This window comes from Rhodococcus sp. WWJCD1 (assembly GCF_002258735.1).
In the GTDB taxonomy this organism is placed as follows: Bacteria; Actinomycetota; Actinomycetes; order Mycobacteriales; family Mycobacteriaceae; genus Rhodococcoides.
Window position 1 is genome coordinate 53,219 of record NZ_NOXY01000008.1, and the last position, 20,027, is coordinate 73,245.

Annotated in this window: 17 protein-coding genes; 3 read left to right on the forward strand and 14 right to left on the reverse strand. The window is 65.0% G+C overall.

Annotation, left to right across the window (positions count from 1 at the left end; genetic code table 11):
* Positions 1 to 35: 35 nt before the first annotated feature.
* Positions 36 to 2,162, reverse strand: coding sequence for a S9 family peptidase (locus tag CH286_RS04405; protein ID WP_094608458.1), 2,127 nt, complete (start codon positions 2,160 to 2,162; stop codon positions 36 to 38).
* Positions 2,159 to 3,043 (reverse strand): phosphoribosylaminoimidazolesuccinocarboxamide synthase, encoded by an 885-nt coding sequence (locus CH286_RS04410; protein ID WP_037154373.1) that lies wholly within the window; start codon positions 3,041 to 3,043, stop codon positions 2,159 to 2,161. The genes CH286_RS04405 and CH286_RS04410 overlap by 4 nt, the downstream gene beginning before the upstream one ends.
* A 63-nt stretch (positions 3,044 to 3,106) precedes the next feature.
* Between CH286_RS04410 and CH286_RS04415 the strand changes: the two genes are divergently transcribed.
* A complete protein-coding gene (locus tag CH286_RS04415) occupies positions 3,107 to 4,510 on the forward strand; it encodes an MDR family MFS transporter (protein ID WP_032405758.1) in 1,404 nt (467 codons plus the stop codon).
* A 10-nt stretch (positions 4,511 to 4,520) separates the two neighbouring features.
* A complete protein-coding gene (locus CH286_RS04420; RefSeq protein WP_094608459.1) occupies positions 4,521 to 5,087 on the forward strand; it encodes a CG0192-related protein in 567 nt (188 codons plus the stop codon).
* On the opposite strand, the gene CH286_RS04425 is transcribed toward CH286_RS04420, so the two are convergent.
* From CH286_RS04425 to CH286_RS04435, 3 genes are read right to left on the reverse strand one after another with little or no spacing between them, the layout of a single operon-like run.
* Positions 5,084 to 6,139 carry an ABC transporter ATP-binding protein gene (locus CH286_RS04425; protein ID WP_094608460.1) on the reverse strand — a complete coding sequence of 352 codons (1,056 nt, stop codon included), beginning with the start codon at positions 6,137 to 6,139 and terminating at the stop codon, positions 5,084 to 5,086. The two genes, CH286_RS04420 and CH286_RS04425, sit on opposite strands and share 4 nt — an antisense overlap.
* The gene (locus CH286_RS04430; RefSeq protein ID WP_255182566.1) at positions 6,136 to 7,704 is read right to left on the reverse strand and encodes an ABC transporter permease; all 1,569 of its coding nucleotides are present in this window, start codon (positions 7,702 to 7,704) and stop codon (positions 6,136 to 6,138) included. The genes CH286_RS04425 and CH286_RS04430 overlap by 4 nt, the downstream gene beginning before the upstream one ends.
* Positions 7,705 to 7,707: 3 nt before the next feature.
* A complete protein-coding gene (locus CH286_RS04435; protein ID WP_094608461.1) occupies positions 7,708 to 8,748 on the reverse strand; it encodes an iron ABC transporter substrate-binding protein in 1,041 nt (346 codons plus the stop codon).
* Between the two features lie 116 nt (positions 8,749 to 8,864).
* Between CH286_RS04435 and CH286_RS04440 the strand changes: the two genes are divergently transcribed.
* Positions 8,865 to 10,058, forward strand: coding sequence for an FAD-dependent monooxygenase (locus CH286_RS04440; RefSeq protein WP_094608462.1), 1,194 nt, complete (start codon positions 8,865 to 8,867; stop codon positions 10,056 to 10,058).
* On the opposite strand, the gene CH286_RS04445 is transcribed toward CH286_RS04440, so the two are convergent.
* The 9 genes from CH286_RS04445 to CH286_RS04485 all read right to left on the reverse strand — a co-directional run bounded on the left by CH286_RS04445 (position 10,055) and on the right by CH286_RS04485 (position 19,965).
* The gene (locus CH286_RS04445) at positions 10,055 to 10,948 is read right to left on the reverse strand and encodes a siderophore-interacting protein (protein ID WP_094608463.1); all 894 of its coding nucleotides are present in this window, start codon (positions 10,946 to 10,948) and stop codon (positions 10,055 to 10,057) included. The genes CH286_RS04440 and CH286_RS04445 overlap by 4 nt on opposite strands.
* 47 nt (positions 10,949 to 10,995) lie before the next feature.
* Entirely contained in the window at positions 10,996 to 12,813 is a 1,818-nt protein-coding gene (locus tag CH286_RS04450) for a siderophore-interacting protein (protein ID WP_094608464.1), read from the reverse strand.
* Positions 12,814 to 12,864: 51 nt separating this feature from the next.
* Entirely contained in the window at positions 12,865 to 13,905 is a 1,041-nt protein-coding gene (locus CH286_RS04455; RefSeq protein ID WP_052078010.1) for an ABC transporter substrate-binding protein, read from the reverse strand.
* 72 nt (positions 13,906 to 13,977) lie between these two features.
* The gene (locus tag CH286_RS04460) at positions 13,978 to 14,793 is read right to left on the reverse strand and encodes an ABC transporter ATP-binding protein (protein WP_032405751.1); all 816 of its coding nucleotides are present in this window, start codon (positions 14,791 to 14,793) and stop codon (positions 13,978 to 13,980) included.
* Between the two features lie 13 nt (positions 14,794 to 14,806).
* Positions 14,807 to 15,871: a FecCD family ABC transporter permease gene (locus CH286_RS04465; RefSeq protein WP_094608465.1), complete on the reverse strand. Its 1,065-nt coding sequence runs from the start codon at positions 15,869 to 15,871 to the stop codon at positions 14,807 to 14,809.
* Complete coding sequence (locus tag CH286_RS04470) at positions 15,868 to 16,932, reverse strand: iron chelate uptake ABC transporter family permease subunit (protein ID WP_094608556.1); 1,065 nt, start codon at positions 16,930 to 16,932, stop codon at positions 15,868 to 15,870. Before CH286_RS04470 ends, CH286_RS04465 begins: the two co-directional genes overlap by 4 nt.
* Before the next feature lie 5 nt (positions 16,933 to 16,937).
* Positions 16,938 to 18,209 (reverse strand): lysine N(6)-hydroxylase/L-ornithine N(5)-oxygenase family protein, encoded by a 1,272-nt coding sequence (locus CH286_RS04475; RefSeq protein ID WP_094608466.1) that lies wholly within the window; start codon positions 18,207 to 18,209, stop codon positions 16,938 to 16,940.
* Positions 18,206 to 18,622, reverse strand: a complete 417-nt coding sequence (panD, locus tag CH286_RS04480) for an aspartate 1-decarboxylase (protein WP_094608467.1) — start codon at positions 18,620 to 18,622, stop codon at positions 18,206 to 18,208. The genes CH286_RS04475 and panD overlap by 4 nt, the downstream gene beginning before the upstream one ends.
* Entirely contained in the window at positions 18,622 to 19,965 is a 1,344-nt protein-coding gene (locus CH286_RS04485; protein WP_094608557.1) for a salicylate synthase, read from the reverse strand. Before CH286_RS04485 ends, panD begins: the two co-directional genes overlap by 1 nt.
* Positions 19,966 to 20,027: the final 62 nt, after the last annotated feature.

The following is a 20,027-nucleotide window of genomic DNA, read 5'->3' on the forward strand; positions in this document are numbered from 1 at the left end:
CATGTGAACGGAAACTCGTAGCAGGCTACGAGCTTCTATGCACGTGCGCCGGAGGCGCTCACGATCCACGCGTACTCGAAAGCCGCTTCCTTCCACTTCTCGTAGCGTCCGCTCACTCCCCCGTGGCCAGCGCTCATTTCGGTCTTGAGCAACAGGTCCGAGTCACCGGTCTTGGTTGCACGAAGGGCCGCAACCCATTTGGCGGGCTCGACGTACAGGACGCGGGTGTCGTTGATGGACGTGATCGCCAGGATCGACGGGTAGTCCTTGGCCTCGACGTTCTCGTAGGGACTGTACGACTTCATGTATTCGTACACCTCCTTGTCCGCCAACGGGTTTCCCCACTCGTCCCATTCGATGACCGTCAGCGGCAGTGACGGGTCGAGGATGGAGGTGAGCGGATCGACGAACGGAACGTTGGCGAGGATGCCGTTGAACAGCTCGGGTGCGAGGTTGGCCACCGCACCCATCAGCAGTCCGCCTGCGCTACCGCCATCGGCGACCAGATGCTTCGGTGAGGTGCGGCCGGTATCGATGAGATGCTTTGCGGCAGCGACGAAGTCGGTGAACGTGTTCTTCTTCTTCAGCGTCTTGCCGTTGTCGTACCAGTGCCGACCCATCTCGCCGCCGCCGCGCACGTGTGCGACGACGAACACGATGCCGCGGTCGAGCAGAGACAACCGCGCGACCGAGAACGACGGGTCCATCGACGCCTCGTACGATCCGTAGCCGTACAGCAACGTGGGAGCAGGACCCTCGGGGACGTCCTTGCGAGCGATGACCGACAGCGGAATCTGCGTTCCGTCCGGCGCGGTGGCCCAATCTCTGTGCTGCACATAGTCACCGGCATCGAACTTGCCGAGAACCGGCTGCGATTTGCGGAGCAGCAGTTCACCACTGGCGATGTCGAGGTCGTAGACCTGACCGGGGGTGATGAACGAGGTGTAGACCATCCGCAGCAGCGGCTGATCCCATTCGGGGTTCGAGCCGGCTCCGACCGAATAGAGTTCCTCGTCGAACTCGAGCTCGCGGTATTCGCCGTATCCCTCGTCGGTCAGCGGCCAGATCGCCATGCGCGTCAACGCTTCGCGCCGGTAGGTGAAGATCAGGTGGCCGGCGAAGGCGTCGATGTCCTCGACGCGGACGTCGTCGCGATGAGGAACAAGGGTGCGCTGATCGAGCGGGTCGGAGACCGGGGCCTCGGCGAGCAGGAAGTTCTCGGCCTTCTCCCCCTCGGTGCCCCAGCCGTTGACCGATCCGTTGTGGGTGATGAGGAAGCGATCCTCACCGGCCACGACGGCGTGTTCGATGCTGTACTCGATGCCGTCCGTGCGTGGCAGTACGACGCGGAACTCGCCCTCGGGATCGGTGGATTCCAGGACGAGGCACTCGGAGGTGATCTTGGAACCGACCCAGATCATCAGGTACTTCTCGCTACGGGTGGAACCGAAACCGACCCAGTAGCTTTCGTCGGGCTCGTGGAAGACCTTGACGTCCTCGGTCTTACCGAGGGTGTGTCGCCACACGGTGTCGGGACGCCAAGATTCGTCGACCGTCAGGTAGAAGACGTGCGTGGCGTCGGCGGTCCAGGTGGCTCCCGGCGCGACGTTCTCGATGGTGTCGGCCAGCAGTTCTCCGGTGTCGAGGTTCTTGAAACGCAGCGTGTAGCGCTCGTCGCCCTCGGTGTCGGTCGAGTACGCCAACAGCGTGCCGTCGAGGCTGATCGAGAACGCACCGAGGGAGAAGAAGTCGTGACCCTCCGCCTCGACGTTGGCGTCGAGCAGGACCTGCTCACCTGGAACGTCCACGTCGGAAGACAGCGTCGGCGGTGTCCAGTCGTCGGGAGAGTCGACGGGGCAACGGCATTGGAGACCGTACGACTTTCCCTCGACGGTGCGGGAGTAGTACCACCACTGGCCCATGCGCGTCGGCACGGACAGGTCGGTCTCCTGGGTTCGGGACTTGATCTCGTCGAAGATCTTGCCGCGGAGTGATTCCAGTCCGGCCGTCTGCTGCTCGGTATAGGCATTCTCGGCCTCGAGGTACGCGATGACCTCGGGGTCTTCCTTGGCGCGCAACCATTCGTAGTTGTCGATGAACGTATCGCCGTGATGGGTGCGTTCGAGGGGCACCTTCTTGGCAACGGGAGGGGTGATCGTCATGGCGTGACCCAATCGTCGAAGTTCAGGCCCGAGATGCGCTCGTAGGCCTCGATGTAGCGGCTGCGTGTCGCGGCGACGATGTCGTCCGGCAACGGTGGTGGCGGGGCGTCGGACTTGCGGTCCCACCCGGATTCACCGGTCAACCAGTCGCGGACGAACTGCTTGTCGAAGCTCGGCTGGACGCGACCTTCCTGGTACGAATCGGCGGGCCAGTACCGCGAAGAGTCGGGAGTGAGCACCTCGTCGGCGAGCACGAGATTGCCGTCGGCGTCGGTACCGAACTCGAACTTGGTGTCCGCGAGAATGATTCCGCGTTCCAGAGCGAAATTTGCTGCGCGCGAATAGATCTCGATGGTGTCCTCGCGCAACTTGAAGGCAAGTTCGGCACCGACCTGCTCGACGGCCTGGTCGAAGGTGATGTTCTCATCGTGATCGCCGAGTGCTGCCTTTGCGGCGGGAGTGAAGATCACCTCGTCGAGTTTGCTCGATTCGATCAGGCCGGGCGGCAGCTCGACTCCGCAGACCGCTCCGGTGGCGTTGTAATCGGCCAGACCGGAGCCGGTGAGGTAGCCGCGAGCGACGCATTCGATCGGCACCATGTTCAGCTTCTTCACCACCAGGGCGCGGCCGAGCAGTTCGGCGGGAATGCGCTCGTCTCGCGGGTCGCCTGCCAGATGGTTCACGCCGCCGAGTTCTTCGAAGAAGAACACGCTCATCGCCGTCAGCACCCGTCCCTTGTCCGGGATCGGGGTGTCGAGGATGTGGTCGTACGCCGAGATGCGGTCGCTCGCGACGAGCAGCAGATGCGCGTCGTCGATGGTGTAGAGATCGCGGACCTTGCCGCCGGCCAGATGCTCGTAGCTACTCAATGATGGTCGCACGGTGTTCAACACTATCTGGGCCGGTGCCGCCGCGTCGGCAGGCAGGGATCACAATGAGTAGCAATGGCAACGACCGAATCGACCCCGGACATCGGATTCCGCTCCGAACGCGGTCCCATCCTGATCGCGCTGATGCTCAGCTCGTCACTGGTGGCGCTGGACGCCACGATCATCGCCACTGCGGTGCTCACCATCGTCGGCGACCTCGGCGGGTTCGCGCAGTTCCCGTGGTTGTTCTCGATCTACCTGCTTGCGCAGGCGGTCTCGGTGCCGCTCTACGGCAAGCTCTCCGACCTGTTCGGGCGCAAGAAGATCATGCTGTTCGGTATCGCGATGTTCTGTCTCGGCTCCATTCTGTGTGGCCTGGCGTGGAGCATGCCTGCTCTGATCGCTTTCCGCGCGATTCAGGGACTCGGTGCGGGCGCCGTACAGCCGATGTCCATCACCATCGCCGGCGACATCTACACCCTCGCCGAACGCGCCAAAGTCCAGGGCTACCTGGCCAGCGTGTGGGCGATCTCCTCGGTTCTCGGCCCAGCTCTCGGCGGCGTTTTCTCCGAGTTCCTGTCCTGGCGATGGATCTTCTTCATCAACATTCCTCTGTGCGCACTGGCGGCGTTCATGCTGCTGCGCAAATTCGAGGAGGGTGCCGTCGAACGCGCCAAGCCCAAGATCGACTACCTCGGGGCCGCTCTGCTCACCGTCGGCGCAACGATGGTGTTGCTCGGCTTGCTGGAAGGTGGCCAGTCCTGGGCCTGGGATTCGCCGATCAGCATCGCGATCTTCGTCGTGGGCTTCCTACTGCTTGCGGTGTTCGCGTGGGTGGAGTCCCGCGCCGAGGAGCCGATCCTGCCGCTGTGGGTGTTCACCCGGCGCGTTCTGGTGGTCAGCAGCTTCATCTCGTTGCTCGTCGGCGCGCTGATTCTGGGGCTGACCTCCTACGTGCCGACATTCGTGCAAGGAGTCTTCGGCACCGGAGCCATCGTCGCCGGGTTCTCGCTGTCCACACTGACTCTCGGTTGGCCGATCGCCGCATCCCAGTCCGGTCGGGTGTACCTCCGTTTCGGCTTCCGAACCACCGCGGTCGTCGGCGGCTCGATCGGCGTCGTCGGGGCGGCACTGACAACGTTGCTCGACGCCGAATCGCAGATCTGGCATGTCGCGGCGATGTGCTTCGTCATCGGCCTCGGAATGGGGTTGATCGCAAGCCCCACGTTGATCGCAGCACAGTCGAGCGTCGATTGGGCCGAACGCGGCGTCGTCACCTCCACCAACATGTTCGCCCGCTCCCTCGGTAGCGCGGTCGGCGTCGCGGTGTTCGGCGCGATCGTCAACGCGCGAGTGTCGGGGGATCCCGAACCCGAACAACTGTCCGACGCCATCCATCTGGTCTTCATCGGAGTGTTGGTCGCGGCCGTCCTGATGACCGTTGCAGCCGTACTGATGCCGAAGCGTGCGGCAAAGTAGCGTTCTCTGTATGTCCATCATTCATCGCGCCACGCTCGTTCCCTCGAAACTGGACGCGATTGCAGCCTGGATTCCGACGCAGGAGTGGGCAGCTCAGAGGGATATCACCGGCCTCGAGGCCGTCGGCGCATATCGTTTCGACGATCCGGCCGGGGAGGTCGGCGTCGTAACCCATCTCGTGCGGACGGCGTCGGGCACTGTGTTTCAGGTACCCCTGACCTATCGCAATGCCCCACTGGCCGGAGCCGACGCGTATCTCGTTGCCACGATGGAACATTCGGTACTGGGCACGCGTTGGGTCTACGACGGCGTCGGCGATCCGGTGTACGTGGCAGTGACCACCGCGGCCATCGTCGACGGTGCCGATCAGGCGGAACTGGTGGTGCACTCCCCCGATGGTGCTCGAACGGTACGTGAATCCACTACGCGGGTCCGGGGTACCGGTGGGCACCCGTCGACGTCACCGCGCCTGTATGTCCGACGGGTGATCGACACTACTGCCACCGAGCTGCCGCACCTGGTCGGTACCTGGCCCGGCCAGGAGAATCCGATCCCGCTCGTGGAGTTGCGAACCTAGTCCGCAGAGCCCTCGAACCAGTGCACCGGAGATGTCACGGAGACGTCCACGACGCCGCCGGGGGTGAATCGATCGAAGGTGCGGGCGATGACCCGCAGTCGCAGCCCGGTATCGCTGTGCCGCAGGGTCACCGAGGACTCGGGGCCGGTGAAGAACTCGTGCTCGACGACGAATGCGCCGTCCTCCGGATCCGAGACCACCAACTGTTCGGGGCGTAGCAGAACCTGCCCGTCTCCTGTTGCGCGAGTGGTGGTCTCGATTCGTCCGAGGATCGTCTCGACGTAATCGCCGTGGCCCACCGCATCGACGAAGTACGCGTCGCCGACGAATTGCGCCACGGCGGGCGTGGCCGGCCGCTCGTACACCTCGCGCGGCGTGTCGACCTGGGCGCAGCGCCCGCCCAGTAGTACAGCGACACGATCCGCCGTGCCGAGCGCTTCGCCCCGGTCATGGGTGACGAGGATCGACGCGGTCTTGCTGGCCTTCAACAATTCTCGAACGTCCTGCCTGATCGAGGTGCGCAGTCCTGCATCGAGAGCGGCGAACGGCTCGTCCATCAGCACCACCGACGGAGCCGGAGCCAGCGCACGCGCCAACGCGATGCGCTGCTGCTGACCACCCGAGAGTTCGCTGGGTCGAACCGCACCCGCGTCGGGCAGTCCGACGAGCTCGAGCATCTCGTCGACGCGTCGCGACCGCTCCGCTCGGCCGGACAGGTACGGCCGCACGAACCCTGTGCGCAAACCGAATTCGATGTTTCGGCGGACCGTCAGGTGCGGAAACAGTCCACCTTCCTGTGGCATCAGGCCTATCCCCCGCTTCTCCGGGGGTACCTGGACACGTCCGGCAACGGAGAGGTCGCGCCCGTCGGAGGTGATGCGACCCGCATCGATACGGTGCAGGCCCGCGATCGATCTCAGCAGAGTCGTCTTGCCGCAGCCGGAGGGACCGAGCACGGCGAGCATCTCACCGTCGCCCAGATCCAGATCGATGCCGTGCAACACCGTGGTACTGCCGTAGGAGGCAACAAGATCGGAGATCATCGTACTCATCGCAGTACCACTCGCTTCCGTGTCGTGCGCCCCAGCGCCCGCGTCAGGACGATCGTCGGAACCACGGAGATCACGATCAGCGCCACGGCATAGGGAGCCGCCTCGCCGTATCGGAACGCCTCGGTGGTGGACCACAGCGTGGTCGCGAGGGTATCGACTCCGCGCGGGCGCAGCATCAGGGTCGCCGGCAATTCCTTGGCGACGGTCAGGAAGACCAGCGCGGCCCCGGCGGCGATGCCGGGTACGGCGATCGGAATAGTCACCCGAAGGTCGGTGCGCACACGTCCGGCGCCGAGCGTTCGCGAAACATCCTCGAGAACAACAGGAGTGGCGTCGACGACGGCCCTGGTACTACCGACGGCCAACGGCAGGAACAGCACCACGTACGCCAGCACCAGCAGTACCGCGGTCTGGTAGAACGACGGCAGGAACCTGATTCCGAGAAACACCGTCGCCAGTCCCACGGTGATCCCCGGTAGTCCGTGCGCGATGTAGGTGGACAACTCGGCACCGCGGGCGGCCCTCGACGTGGATCGGGCCGCGAACAGCGCGACCGGCAACGCGAACACGGCTACCACCAGAGCAGCGGTCGCCGAGTACTGAACTGTCTTGGCACTGACAGCCAGCACGTCCGACCAGTCGACGGTGAAGCGCAGCGACCGAGTGAGCCATCGCGCCAGGGCCAGTATCGGCACGAGCACCGAAATACTCAGCGCTGCAACGACGACAGCAAGAGCGGGAATGCGCCATCGCCCGAGGGCGATCGGCTCCGCGGTTCGGTCGGTACCCGATCCCACGCGCGCCGTGGCCCCGCGTCGAGCACGCCGTTCGAGGAGGGTCAGCACCAACGCACCCACCACGAGCACCAGGCCGAGAACCGCCGCCGCGGTGCGGTCGAGTCCGCCGCGATACGCGCTGTAGATGCCGAGAGTGAAGGCGTCGTACCGCATCAGCGCAACCGCCCCGAAGTCACTGATGGTGTACAGCGCCACCAGAAGTGCACCTGCTGCCGCAACCGGAACGACGCGACGGCACTCGACGGTCACGGCGGTGCGCATCGCCCCGCGGCCGAGGGTGCGAGACACTTCGGCCAACGACGGGTCCGCGGTGGCGAACGCCGCGGACACCGGCAACATCACCAGCGGGAAGCAGGACAGCGTCAGTACGAGAGCAGCGCCGGAAAATCCTGCAAGTGAGGGAAATTCGGCAATCCACAGATAGCCGGACACGTACGACGGGATGGCCAGCGGCGCTGCGAGGATCATCGAGAAGATGCGCCGCCCCGGTAGATCGGTCCGTACGGTCAACCATGCCAGCAGCGTCCCCACCACAACGGAAGCGACCACCACGGTGAGCGCGAGTGTGGCCGTCCGGACAACAAGATCGAGGGTGCGTTGCCGCAATAGCAGCCGCAGTACTTTCTCGGTACCACCGTCGAACGCTCGAACGAACAGGTACACCAAGGGCGTCAGCGTCAGCGCTCCCACGCACAACGCGGCCGTCCCGAGAACGGGACGACCGCCGAAGTGGCGCCGCCGAAGCGGCTGGAGTGCAGAATCGAGCACCGACTAGATGATTCCGACGTCGGTGAGCAGGGTCTGGGTCTCCTCGAGGGACGAGAGCCGGCCCAGATCGAGATCGGTCGAGCCCAAGTCGGACAGCGGCGGCAGGTCGTAGTCCGAGGTGACGCCGTCGATGACGGGGTACTCGGCGGTCTCGTTCGCGAAGTAGGTCTGCGATTCGGTCGAGAGCAGCTCACGGACGAAGTCGAATGCGGCCTCCTGGTTGTCCGACGCAGCCAGCACACCGGCTCCGGCGACGTTGATCAGTGCGCCGGGATCACCGGGCTCGAAGTAGTGCAGCTCGACGGGAGCGTCGGCACCGTTCTCGTCCTTGAACGGGTACCAGTAGTAGTGGTTGAGGAGGCCGGTGGCGACCTGTCCGTCGTTGACGGCGGTCAGCAGCGGGCCGTTGCCCTCGAACGCAACGGGCTCGTTGGCGACGAATCCTTCGAGCCAGGTGCGAGCACCGTCCTCACCGCGCTGCACGCGGAGGGCAGTGACGAAAGCCTGGAACGACGCGTTGGTCGGTGCGTAGCCGATCTGTCCGCGCCAGCGGGGATCGAGCAGTCCGTCGATGCCGGTCGGCAGGTCTGCTGCCTGCACCGAATCGGAGTTGTAGGCCAGCACGCGGGCCCGTGCGGAGGTGGCGACCCAGGTGCCGTCGGTGCCGCGGTACTGCTCGGGGACCAGCGAGAGGATGTCCTCGGGCAACGGCGCGAGTGCGCCTGCCTCGTCGAGAGCGCCGAGGGCGCCTGCGTCCTGTCCGTAGAAGACGTCGGCCGGCGTCGCGTCGCCCTCTTCGAGGATCTTCGCGGCCTGGGCGTTGGTGTTGCCCGAGTAGTCGACCTCGATACCGCCGCCGATACGCTCGATCAGCGGGTCGACGAGTTCTTCACCGCGTCCGGAGTACACCACCAGCGCGGTGTCTGCGGTGGCGGTCTCGGATGTGGACGCGGCCTCGTCGGTGGAGCCCGAGCTGCACGCAGTGAGACCGAGGACGAGGGTTGCGCTGCACGAGAGCAGGGCCAAACGACGGACTGTGAACACTGGACTCCTGACGAAAAGGATGAACCGGACAATCCGAGAAGGTACACCACCAAGGTGAGGCTCAGCTACTTTCCCTTTCGGGATTGAACGACCAGCCGCCCGGGCATGCCCGTCCCATGACTTCTCGTGTGCTCGTCACCGGTGCCAGCATCGCCGGACCCACCGTGGCCTTCTGGCTCGACAAGGCCGGTTACGACGTCACCGTCGTCGAACGCGCTCCGCACTTGCGACTCGGCGGCCAGAACATCGATGTTCGTGGATCGGGCCGCGAGGTGCTGCGGCGGATGGGCATGGACGCGACGTTGCTCGCCAACGGCACCACCGAGAAGGGCACCCGATTCGTCGACGACAACGACGCCACCATTGCCGCTTTCCCGGCCGGCGACGGATCTCACGACGGACCGACAGCGGAGTTGGAGATTCTGCGCGGCGAGTTCGCTCGGATTCTCGTCGAATCAGCCGGTCCGCGAACCGAATACCGGTACGGCGATCGTGTCGTCGGCGTGGTTCAGGATGCCGACGGCGTGGACGTCACGTTCGCGTCGACCACAGCGGAAAGGTTCGATCTCGTCCTGTTCGCCGACGGAGTCCGTTCCAGCAGTAGAGAACTGGTGTTTCCTGCCGAAGCGGAGACCACGCCGGTCGGCCTGTACACCGCCTATGGGGTGTTGCCGAAGGGACCGAGCGACGACGGCTGGTGGCGTTGGTACAACGCCCCCGGATCCAGAGTCGCCAATCTGCGTCCGGACAACCTCGGCACGACGCGTTTCAGCTTGTCCTGGGTGTCCGACGACGGCGGGTACGAAGGCGCGTCCACCGAGCAGGTGATTGCCGCCTTGCGGGCGAAGTTCGCCGACGTCGGCTGGGAAGTACCCAGAATTCTGAATTCGCTCGGACCGGATTCGGAGCTCTACGTCGACTACCTCGCGCAGGTGAGGGCCCCGCGTTGGTCGAACGGCAGGATAGGGATGCTCGGCGACGCCGCCTGGTGCGCAACACCGCTGAGCGGCATGGGCACCACGTTGTCGGTCACCGGTGCCTACGTCCTTGCCGGCGAACTCGCCCGGGCCGAGGACCATCGCGCCGGCTTCGAGGCCTTCGAGACGCGGATGCGGCCGTTCGTCGAGCAGGCCCAGAAGCTGCCGCCCGGCGTGCCTCGCGTCGCGCATCCGAAGACAGCTGCGGGAGTAGCCGCGTTCCGCGGGGTACTTCGTCTCGCCGGATCGAAACCCGTGCAAGCGGTCACGAGCAGATTCCTCGGTCCCGACGCGGCGACGCTGGAGTTGCCGAACTACGAATTCCGGAGTTAGAGCCCGACCCGCTCGAGCAGCGCATCGAATGCCTCACTGGCCTCTTGCTCGGTGCGGCCGGATTCGATGACGCCGTTGTACACCGCCAGCGCTTCCTCTTGGTACTGCTTGTACTTCTCGAGCCACTTCTCGGAATCGGCCCGCCAGTATCCGATGATGTCGAAATGCGCTATGTCGTAGCCCAATTCCTTGCGGAAGTACTTGCGCACCCGACGCGAGGACGACGCCTCCCCGGCGAACCACACGTAGCCACATCCTTCGGGCAGTGGGTACGCCAACGCGGCGTCGTCGAGAACGCTTGCGCTGTCTCCGTTTCCGGAACCGATGCGCCAATCGAACGTGACGTCGGCAGGAGTTTCGAGGGATTGGATGTCGCCGCGCTCGAGCACCTCGACAATGGCGTGAGCCTTCGCCCCGGCCGGCAACTGTTCGACGAGCCGGCCGAGTGCGGGCAACCCGGTCATGTCGGCGACCAGCAGCAGCCATTCGACGTCGGCGGGAGGTGAATACCAGGATCGCGGACGCGTGAATAGCACCGTCTGCCCAGGGGCGGCCTGCTGCGCCCAGGTTGCCGCGACGCCGCCCTCGTGTGCGAAGAAGTCGACGGTCAATTCACCGCGCGTCTCGTCGAGGCGGCGGATGGTGTAGTTGCGTCCCTCCGGTGGGTTCTCCAGACCGTGGAACCACCACAGGCCGTCGACCTCGGTCATCGGCGGCGGCGTCACCTCCCCTTCTCGGGGAAAGTAGACGCCGACACACTCGTCGGGTACCCCGAGGGTGCGGTAGGCAGCGACATGCTCGCCGCCGAACGTCACGCGCACCATGTGCACGGTCAGCCGTTCCACCGCAACGACGTCGGCGTAGTAGAAGCCAACCGATCCTTCACTCATCTTCGTCCTCGATACATATCTCGTCGTTTCTTCCGAGAACCCTCAGGCTAACCCCGGTAAGCATGTCCGCCGAACTCGGCGATGGTCGAGCCCCAACCCAACGATCCGAAACGGGGCGGCTCGAACCCCGACCCGACGACCAACTCCCGTACTTCCGCTGCAGTGCGACGACCCGAGCCGTACAGACACAGCCGCAACAGGTCGTCCTCTGTGTCGTGGTCATCGGTGGTGTCGGGATCGAGCAGGTCGGTGATCAGCACCACCCGCCGCCCCGAATTCCCCAGTGCCTTCAGCAGCACTCGGGCATCGGCGTCGGGGTGAGAATCGAGCACGTCGGCCGCGATCACCAGATCGACAGGCTCGGCCAACGGAACGAATTCACTGGCGTCGATGCGTTCGACCAGGTCACGACGTGACGGAGCCACATCAGCGGCCGTGCGATCGCCCTGAGCCGGAAGTCCGACGAGCCGTGACGCCAGATCCGGACGCATTCGCGCCAGCGTGTCCGCATAGACCCCTCCACCTTCGCCGTAGATCGCCACCGTCTTCACTCCATGGAGATCGATCGCGTCGGGTAGCGCCGGTGCCCGATAGACCGCCCCGAACGCGGCTTCTTCGTAAAAGTCGGCCGCGAAGCCGTCCTCGCGCATCTTGTCGGCGAAACCGTGTCCACGGGCAGGGGTGCCGGTGCGGACGGTGTCCAGAAGGCCGAGGAATGCCGTGTCCAGTCGCGAATGAATCCGGTCGAAATGCAAGGACTGAGTTACGAATGCGTCCTCGTCGGCGAGTATCGACCCCATGTCGGACAGGGCAAAATGGGTGCCATCGGTGGTCACCAGGTTCATCAGCGCCAGGTGCCGCAACAACTTGGCGGTGGCACCGGGATGAGTGCCGCACCGGACAGCGACTTCTACTGCCGTAGCTGCCCCGCCGTCGATCGCGGCGAAGATGCCGACGGTGACAGCAGTACGAATCGCCAACGGCGGCAACAACTCCGACATCTCATGCAGCCGGGCACCGGGATCCGGCTCTGCGGACGATCCGACAGCTGCGATCTCGCGTCGCTTCCAGTACCCGGCTATCTCGACGAATTGCTTCGCAATTTCCTTGTCCACTTTTGCCCAGCGACGGAGCGGTTTGATCGTCGACGCCTCACCGGCCACCCACAGGTATGGCTGTCCGGGACGCCACTGCGCACGCTGCACCGTCTCCACCAAGCGTGACTCGCCTCCAGTTTCGGACCGGTAGAGCCACGTGATGTCCACGTGCGCAGCGCTTGCCAGCTTCTGTCGGTGCGCAGGCTCGGCAACCTCGATCACCACCGTGGCAGGTAGATCGGCAGGCAACTTCTCGAGACAGTGTGCGATGGCGGGCAACGCCGTCTCGTCGCCTGCGATCAACATCCAGTCGGCACCGACGGGCAGTCCGGCCGAATGCTTCGGTCCGGCAACGAGAATCTTCTCGCCGGGCTGGACCGTCCTGGCCCAGTCGGCCGCCAGTCCACCGTCGTGGGCCGCGAAGTCGAGAGCCATCTCGCGGCGCTCGTCATCGAAACGACGCACCGTGTAGGTCCGGCCGTATGGGAACGATCCAGGCGGCCAGTCGACAGTTCCGTCATCCGAGTTCTCGGGCACCGGAAACGGCAGCTTCCCGGTGATCGGATCCACCGGAAGGACTTTGACGTCGTCATCGAATCCGGTGCTACACACCGGTGGCAGCTCGACGCCGTCACGCACATGCGCATCCATCGACGGACCGCCCACGACCACGCGCCGCATCCCGGGCGTCACGTCTTCCACGGCCAGTACGTCGAGTTCCCGCATACAGATCGGAAAAACTCGAAGCTCGCGGACGGTCCCCGCCATCGAGGGCTCTCCTTCGGTCGAACGAATACGGTTGTCTCGTACCGATGTCGGCTATCCGGCGAACATCTGCTGGACGAGATCGAGTGTGCCCATCACGCCGTCGTAGTCCGGGCGGTAGCTCGTGGCCGGAAGCTCGTACACCGTGCCGGACGTGAAAGCAGGTAGAGCGGCGTAGGCCGGATCTCCTTGCAGCTCGGCCAGACTGCGCCCGGCAACCGGAACCACGAACATCACCGGCGCACTCGCGATCGGCGCGAGCAGTTCGGGGCTGACCACAAATGAATCACCCGAGCCGTACAGCTCCGGGTTGTTCGCTTTGGTCATGACGTCGTCGGGCTCGAATCCGACCGACTCGAGCAACGTCGGCAATGCCGCGGTCTGCGGAATGAACGAGGGCTCGTTCGTGCTCAACGAGAGCAGGTACGACACCGGCGCGCCGGGAACGGCGATCGAATCCTTCACCTCGGAAACCCTGTCTTCGTACGCCGTCATCAGTGCCTCGACCTTGTCGGATTCACCGGCAGCCTCGGCGACCTCCTCGAGCTCGCCCTGCCAGGTAGTGACGCTCGACGGGACCAGCACGGTCGGTGCGATCTGGGTCAACTGCTCATATGATTGCTGCGCCAGAACAGCTGCGAAGCCTTGCCCTCCACCGATGATGAGATCGGGCGCGGCCTGTGCGATGGCTTCGAGGTCGAGCTGATCTCCGGCCGGCAACTCCAGAGTGCCTTGTGCCTGCGCCTTCTCGGCCCACTGCGGCGGAAAACCGCCGTCGAGATTGGTCACTCCGAGCAGCCGAGTGTCGGCGATGGTGACGGGAGCATCGAGAGTGAACAGGTAGCCCGCCAGGCCCGCGGACAGCACCGCAATGCGCTGGGGGTCCGCCGGAACGGTCACCTCGCCCTGGTCGGTCGAGATCACCCGGGTGTCACTCGTAGATGTTCCCGCTCCCTCGTTCGATGCGGGCTCGGAGCTGCAGGCGGCCGAGCCGAGGGCGACGAGTGCCGCCGAGGCGAGGGCAACGACGCGAAGGGCCCGTCGCTCGGTATGTGTACGGCGACGGCCTGCTTCGGGCTGCTTCCAACTCGGCACTGATGGATCCTTTCGAGATCTTCACTCGAACCCGAAGGTCCGTTTTGCCGAGTGTAAACCAAGGCTTACCTACTATGCGTCAGCGGTATCGCCCATCGTCGTCGTTCTCACCCGAGGAATCACCAACGGAGTGTGTGATTCCGGATCGTCGATGATGCGGCACGGCAGTCCGAACACCGACTCGACCAGCTCGGCGGTGACGATCTCCGCAGGCGGACCTTCGGTGACCACGGCCCCGTCTTTCATCGCGATCATGTGATCGGCGTACCTGCACGCATGGTTGAGGTCGTGCAGCACCGCGACCAGAGTGTTGCCGTTCTCGCGGGGCAGTGTGGCCAACAAGTCGAGAAGCTCGATCTGGTGGGCAATGTCGAGGAAGGTCGTGGGCTCGTCCAAGAGCAACAGCGGTGTCTGTTGCGCGAGAACCATTGCCACCCAGACTCGTTGCTGCTGTCCACCCGACAGTTCGTCGACCTGCCGGGCCGACAGCGACGTCACGCCGGTGGCGTCCATGGCCTGGACCACCGCAGCCTCGTCAGCCGTCGACCACTGCCGGATCAACTTCTGATGCGGATATCGGCCTCGCGCAACGAGATCGGCCACCGAGATACCGTCGGGTGCGATGGAGGTTTGGGGCAACAGGCCGAGGCGTCGAGCCACCTCCTTCGCCGGATACGACGAGATTGCCTTGCCGTCCAGCAGAACGGCTCCGTGGGAGGGCTTCAGCAGCCGCGAGAGTGCTCGCAGCAGCGTCGATTTACCGCAGGCGTTGGGCCCAACGATGACGGTGAACTTGCCGTCGGGAATAGCGACGGTCAAGTTCTCGATGATCACGCTCTTGTCGTATCCGACCGTGATCGCGTCCGCGTGCAACCGAGACTCGGTCATCGCTTTCTCCCTGTCATTGCTTTCTCCCTTCACGAGCGAGCAACCACACGAAATATGCGCCTCCGACCGACACGGTCACGACACCGACCGGCAGCTGAGTCGGGGCGAAGACGCGCTGTGCGACAACGTCACTGACCACCAGCAGCAGTGCCCCCATACAGGCCGCGGGTACCATCGCCACACCCGATGTTCCGGTGAGCCTGCGCGCAAGTTGCGGCGCAGCGAGCGCGACGAACGAGATGGGTCCCGCGGCCGCAGTGACCAGTGCGATCAACGCGACGCCCAGAAAAACCAGCATCAGACGCGTCGGTTCGGCGCGCACCCCGAGCGCTCGTGCCGCGTCGTCCCCCATCTCCAACATCGGCAGCCGACGCGACAACACCGCCAGGCACGGGGCGATGACGGCCATCACCACCAGTGCAGGCACCACCTGCGCCCACCCCAGTCCGTTGAGACTGCCCGCCCCCCAGACGGCGGCCGCGATCGCGTCGGCCAGATCGGCTTTGACGACCAACCAGGTGTTGATCGAGGCCAACATCGCGCTGACGCCGATCCCCACGATGATCAGCCGAAAGCCCTGCACGCCGCGCTTGTATGCGAGCAGATACACCGCCGCGGCCGTGGCCAGTCCGCCCACGAGCGCGCCCGCTCCGGTCTGGTAGTAACCACCGCCGAGAGTGAGGATGACGACGAGCGCGCCGGTGTACGCACCGGTGGCGAATCCGATGATGTCCGGGCTACCCAACGGATTGCGCGTCAACGATTGAAAGACCGCACCGGATACACCGAGCGCGGCCCCGAACAGGAAAGCCAGGAGCACCCGAGGAAACCGCCACTCCATGACGATGATCTCGGTGATGCGCGAGGAGTGTCCGAACACCGCGGCGAGCACCTCGTTCGGCGGAATGTAGAAGTCACCCGTGCCGACCGCAACGACGGCGACCGCGACGGTCACCAGCAGCAGTGCAGCGCAGACCGCCACCGTTCGGATGTCGATTCGGCCGTCCACCCGATCACGCAGTCGAACGATCCACAGTCGCCGTCCGAAGTCCACGTTGCCGCGCTGTACCTGGGTCACAGTCCGCTCGCCTTCTTCCGGCGGACCAACACGATCAGTACCGGAGCGCCGACGAATGCGGTGACTATCCCCACCTGGAGCTCACCCGGCCGAATCACGATGCGGCCCAACACGTCCGAGAGCAGCAGGAGTCCCGGTGCCGCGAATAGCGTGTAGATCAGAATCCAGCGCTGATCCGGCCCGACGAACCACCGCACCATGTGCGGGATCATCAGTCCGACGAACCCGATGGGCCCGGCCGCTGCGGTCGCGGCACCAGCGAGCAGAGTCACCGCTACGACACCGACGATGCGCGTACGAATCACTCGTGCCCCCAACGACTGTGCCAGATCGTCACCGAGGGCGATCGCGTTGAGCGGGCGTGCGACGAGGGCGGCCAGGAACAGCCCGAGTGCGATGAACGGACCGGTTGCCGTTGTGATGTCCAGGCCGCGTCCGGCCAATGATCCCGCGCTCCAGAACCGCATCCTGTCGAAGGCGTCCGGGTCGAGTAGCAGCATGCCCGAGGTGATGCCGCCCAGTACCGCACCGAGCGCAATTCCGGACAGCGTCAGGCGAATCGGCGTTGCGCCCGCTCGCCCCATCGAGCCCAGTGCGTACACCGCGACCGCAGCGAGCGCGGCACCGGCGAACGCGAACCAGATGTAGGAGTCGATACCGGTGAAACCCAACACGCCGACTGCGATCGCGACGAAGAACGCCGCTCCGGCGTTGACACCCAGGATGCCCGGGTCGGCCAGAGGATTTCGCGTCATCGCCTGAATCAGTGCACCGGCAACCCCGAGCGCGGCTCCGACGAGAAGCCCGAGAACCGTTCTCGGAAGGCGTAGTTCGCGGACGATCACGGAGTCGGTCGACCCGTCGGGGAAGAACAGGCCGTGCCACACCGAACCGAGGGGGATGTACTCGGTACCCACCGCGATACTCACCAGGCACAGCGCGGCGAGAATACCGATGACGACGGACAACCCCGCGGCCCGCCGCGCATTCGTGCGAGCGCGACCGACGACTTCGGCCGGAACGTCTCGCTGTTCCGGCTCGTCGCCCACGCTCGTCCGCACCCGATTCACACCACCGTTCGCACCCTCGTGCTCACGGCGGACTTCACGATCTCACCGCTGCGAACAGCGATGTTGGACAGCAACGACGAGGTCAGACCGTGCGTGTGCTCGGTCCCGCCCTGCAGATAGATCGACCCCGCGCTCGGTTCACGCATGACGAGCCGATAGTCCCGCGTCACGCGCGGACCGCACGTGTCGAACTCGACGGCGTCGAACAGCGGACCGAGGATCTCGGGGAGATCGAGGGACGTGAAGCCGGTGGCATAGACGACAGCGTCGCACAGTACGTCCTCGGTCAACCCGGTAGGGCCGTGCTCGACGGCGGCCCGGACACCGGACGCCTCCTCGACGGCGTCGACCATTCGAGATGCTCCGTGCACGAAAAGCCGGCGCTCCCCGCTGACCCGTTCGGCGTACTCACGCGCGTACAGCTCTTCGATCAGCGGCAGATCGACCGCGGAATAGTTCGTGCCGCGGTGGTAGTGCAGCAACTGATCACGCAGCGTGTGCGACGACGAATAGAAGTCGTCCACGGCCGTCGGATCGAAGATGCGATTGGCGTAGGGGCTGTCGTCGGCCGGGCTGTACCCGTACTTGCGGAGTACCGCGTGCACCGAGGAATCTCGGTAGGTCGAGTGCAGGTAGTCCACCACCTCGGCAGCGCTCTGCCCGGCGCCGACGACGACGAACGTGCGATGCGTCCGCGACGGCAGTCGGTCCAGGTGCCCGAGCAGGTCGTGATTGTGGAATTGCCTGTTCGACGCGGTCACACCGTCGGGCATGGTGGCCGTCAAACCGCCGGCAAGCACGATGTTTCGACCTCGCACGGTGCCGCTTCGTCGGCCCTCGGTGCGGACGCCGTATCCGTCACCGGTGTCGACGATGTCGACCGCTCGGGTGCCGTAGTGCACCGTCGCGTCGACCTTTCCTGCGGCCCACGACAGGTAGTCGTGGAACTCGAGCCGGCTCGGGAAGAACGTCTGCAGATTGATGAAGTGGTTGAGTCGACCCTGCTCCGACAGATAGGCCAGGAACGTGTACTCGCTGCCGGCGTTGCGCTGAGTGGCCAGGTCCTTCAGGAACGAGATCTGCATCGTCGTCCCCGGCAACAGCATTCCGGGATGCCAGGCGAACTCGTCCTTGGACTCGATGAAGCACGAGGTCAGCCGCTCAGCCGGCGCACACGTTCGATTGTGTTCCTCGATCGCGATGGCCAGACCGAGATTGGACGGCCCGAATCCGACTCCGACGATGTCGTAGCTCTCGTGCGACGTCATCGAACGCTCGCCCCCGACATCTGATCGTGTGCACCCGGAACCGGCTCGGACGGGTCGACTCCGAGGGCCACGATCTCGTTGGCAGAGTCGACGTGCACTACCGAAGGACTGTGCGCCGACAGCTCCGAATCTTCCACCTGCCGGAACGACATGATGATCACCAGGTCACCCGGGGACACCAGATGTGCTGCGGCACCGTTGATTCCGATGACACCGGACCCGGGGTGTCCTTCGATCACGTACGTCACCAGGCGCGCCCCGTTGGTGATGTCGACGACGTGGACCTGCTCACCCTCGATCAGATCGGCGGCGTGCATCAGAACGGAGTCGATGGTGATCGAGCCGACGTAGTGCAGATCGGCATGAGTGACTGTGGCGCGGTGGATCTTTCCACCCAACATGGTGCGATGCATCAGGCGTCTTCCTCCTTCTTGCGGACGAGATATGGGGCAACGCTGGCGAGCTTCTCGCAGGTTTCGTCGAATTCGCGATCGGGAGTCGACTGGCCGACGATGCCGGCACCGGCACGCAGCCATGCCGATCCGCGTTGCTCGTAGACGGCTCGAAGCACCAGGGCTGCCTCGAGTTCCCCCGTGGACGACGCCTTCACGACGGCACCCGAATACAGGCCGCGAGGGTCGTCGAGCCTCCCGATCGCCTCGATGGCCTCGCGTTTGGGGATGCCCGACGCCGTGACGGCCGGGAACAGCGCCCCGAAGGCGTCCCAGCAGGACAGGTCCTCACGCAGGCGTGCCCGCACGGTCGAGGCGAGATGTTGGACGCTTCCGCGCTCGCGCACGCTCATGAAGTCCGAGACCGCGGTCGAACCGGGGCACGCGATCGATTCGAGCTCCTCGAACGAGGTACGGACGGACACAGCGTGTTCGGTGATCTCCTTGGGATCCTGCTCGAGATCGCTCTTCGCTGCCGAGTCGGCCTCGGAGCCGAGACCGAAGGCCCGCGTGCCCGCCAGCGGTTCGGTGGTGACCACACCGTGCGCGTCGACGGAGGCCACCAACTCCGGGCTGAAACCGGCTGCGCGCAGGTCTCCCAGGTGCAGCAGAAACGAACGAGCCGGGGTGTTCGCCGCGCGCCCGGCCCGGTAGGTACCCGGCATGTCCAGATCGAACGGAATACGCACCGTGCGAGAGAGAATGACCTTGGCGTACTCACCTCGGTGAATCTCTGCAACAGCCTGCCGTACCCGATCGCGATAGTCGTCGAGATCTCCGCCGATATCGAGCGAATGCACCGCCCGCGACTCCTCGGTGGAGGCGGCTGCGAGTACGGCCACCACCGCGGCGCGGTCCTCCTCGCTCCCGGTCACCTCGACGCCGTGGTGGTCGGCACCGAATCGGACCTCGACGCGGGGCACGACCAGATGGCCGAGCACCTCGTCGAAGTCGCTGGAGGCCGTCACACCGTGCAGGTGGGCCGCGAACCCGAATCCGACGAATCCGTAAGCATTCCAGGATTCTCGGGTCAGACCGTCGCAGGCCTCCCGCAGCGCCGTCGACGGATTGCCGGACCACCGACGCACCGTCGGCTCGCCGCTCCCCCACGTGGTCGTGACGACATCCGGTTGCAGGACGATGCGAGCGACCACGCCGCCCGCGAACACCCAGCGTCCTCTGTCCTCGTACACGACGTACTCGTCGAACAAGCCCGACTCGGCCAGTGTGACCACCGTCTGCAATCCGTCCTGCAGGATGGTGGTCTCGGCCGTGCCCGACGCCGTTTCTTCGACAACGGTCATTGTGTGTGCACTCCTGACGGTGATTCGGTCCTGGACCGCGCATCGCGCAACCGACATGCTCG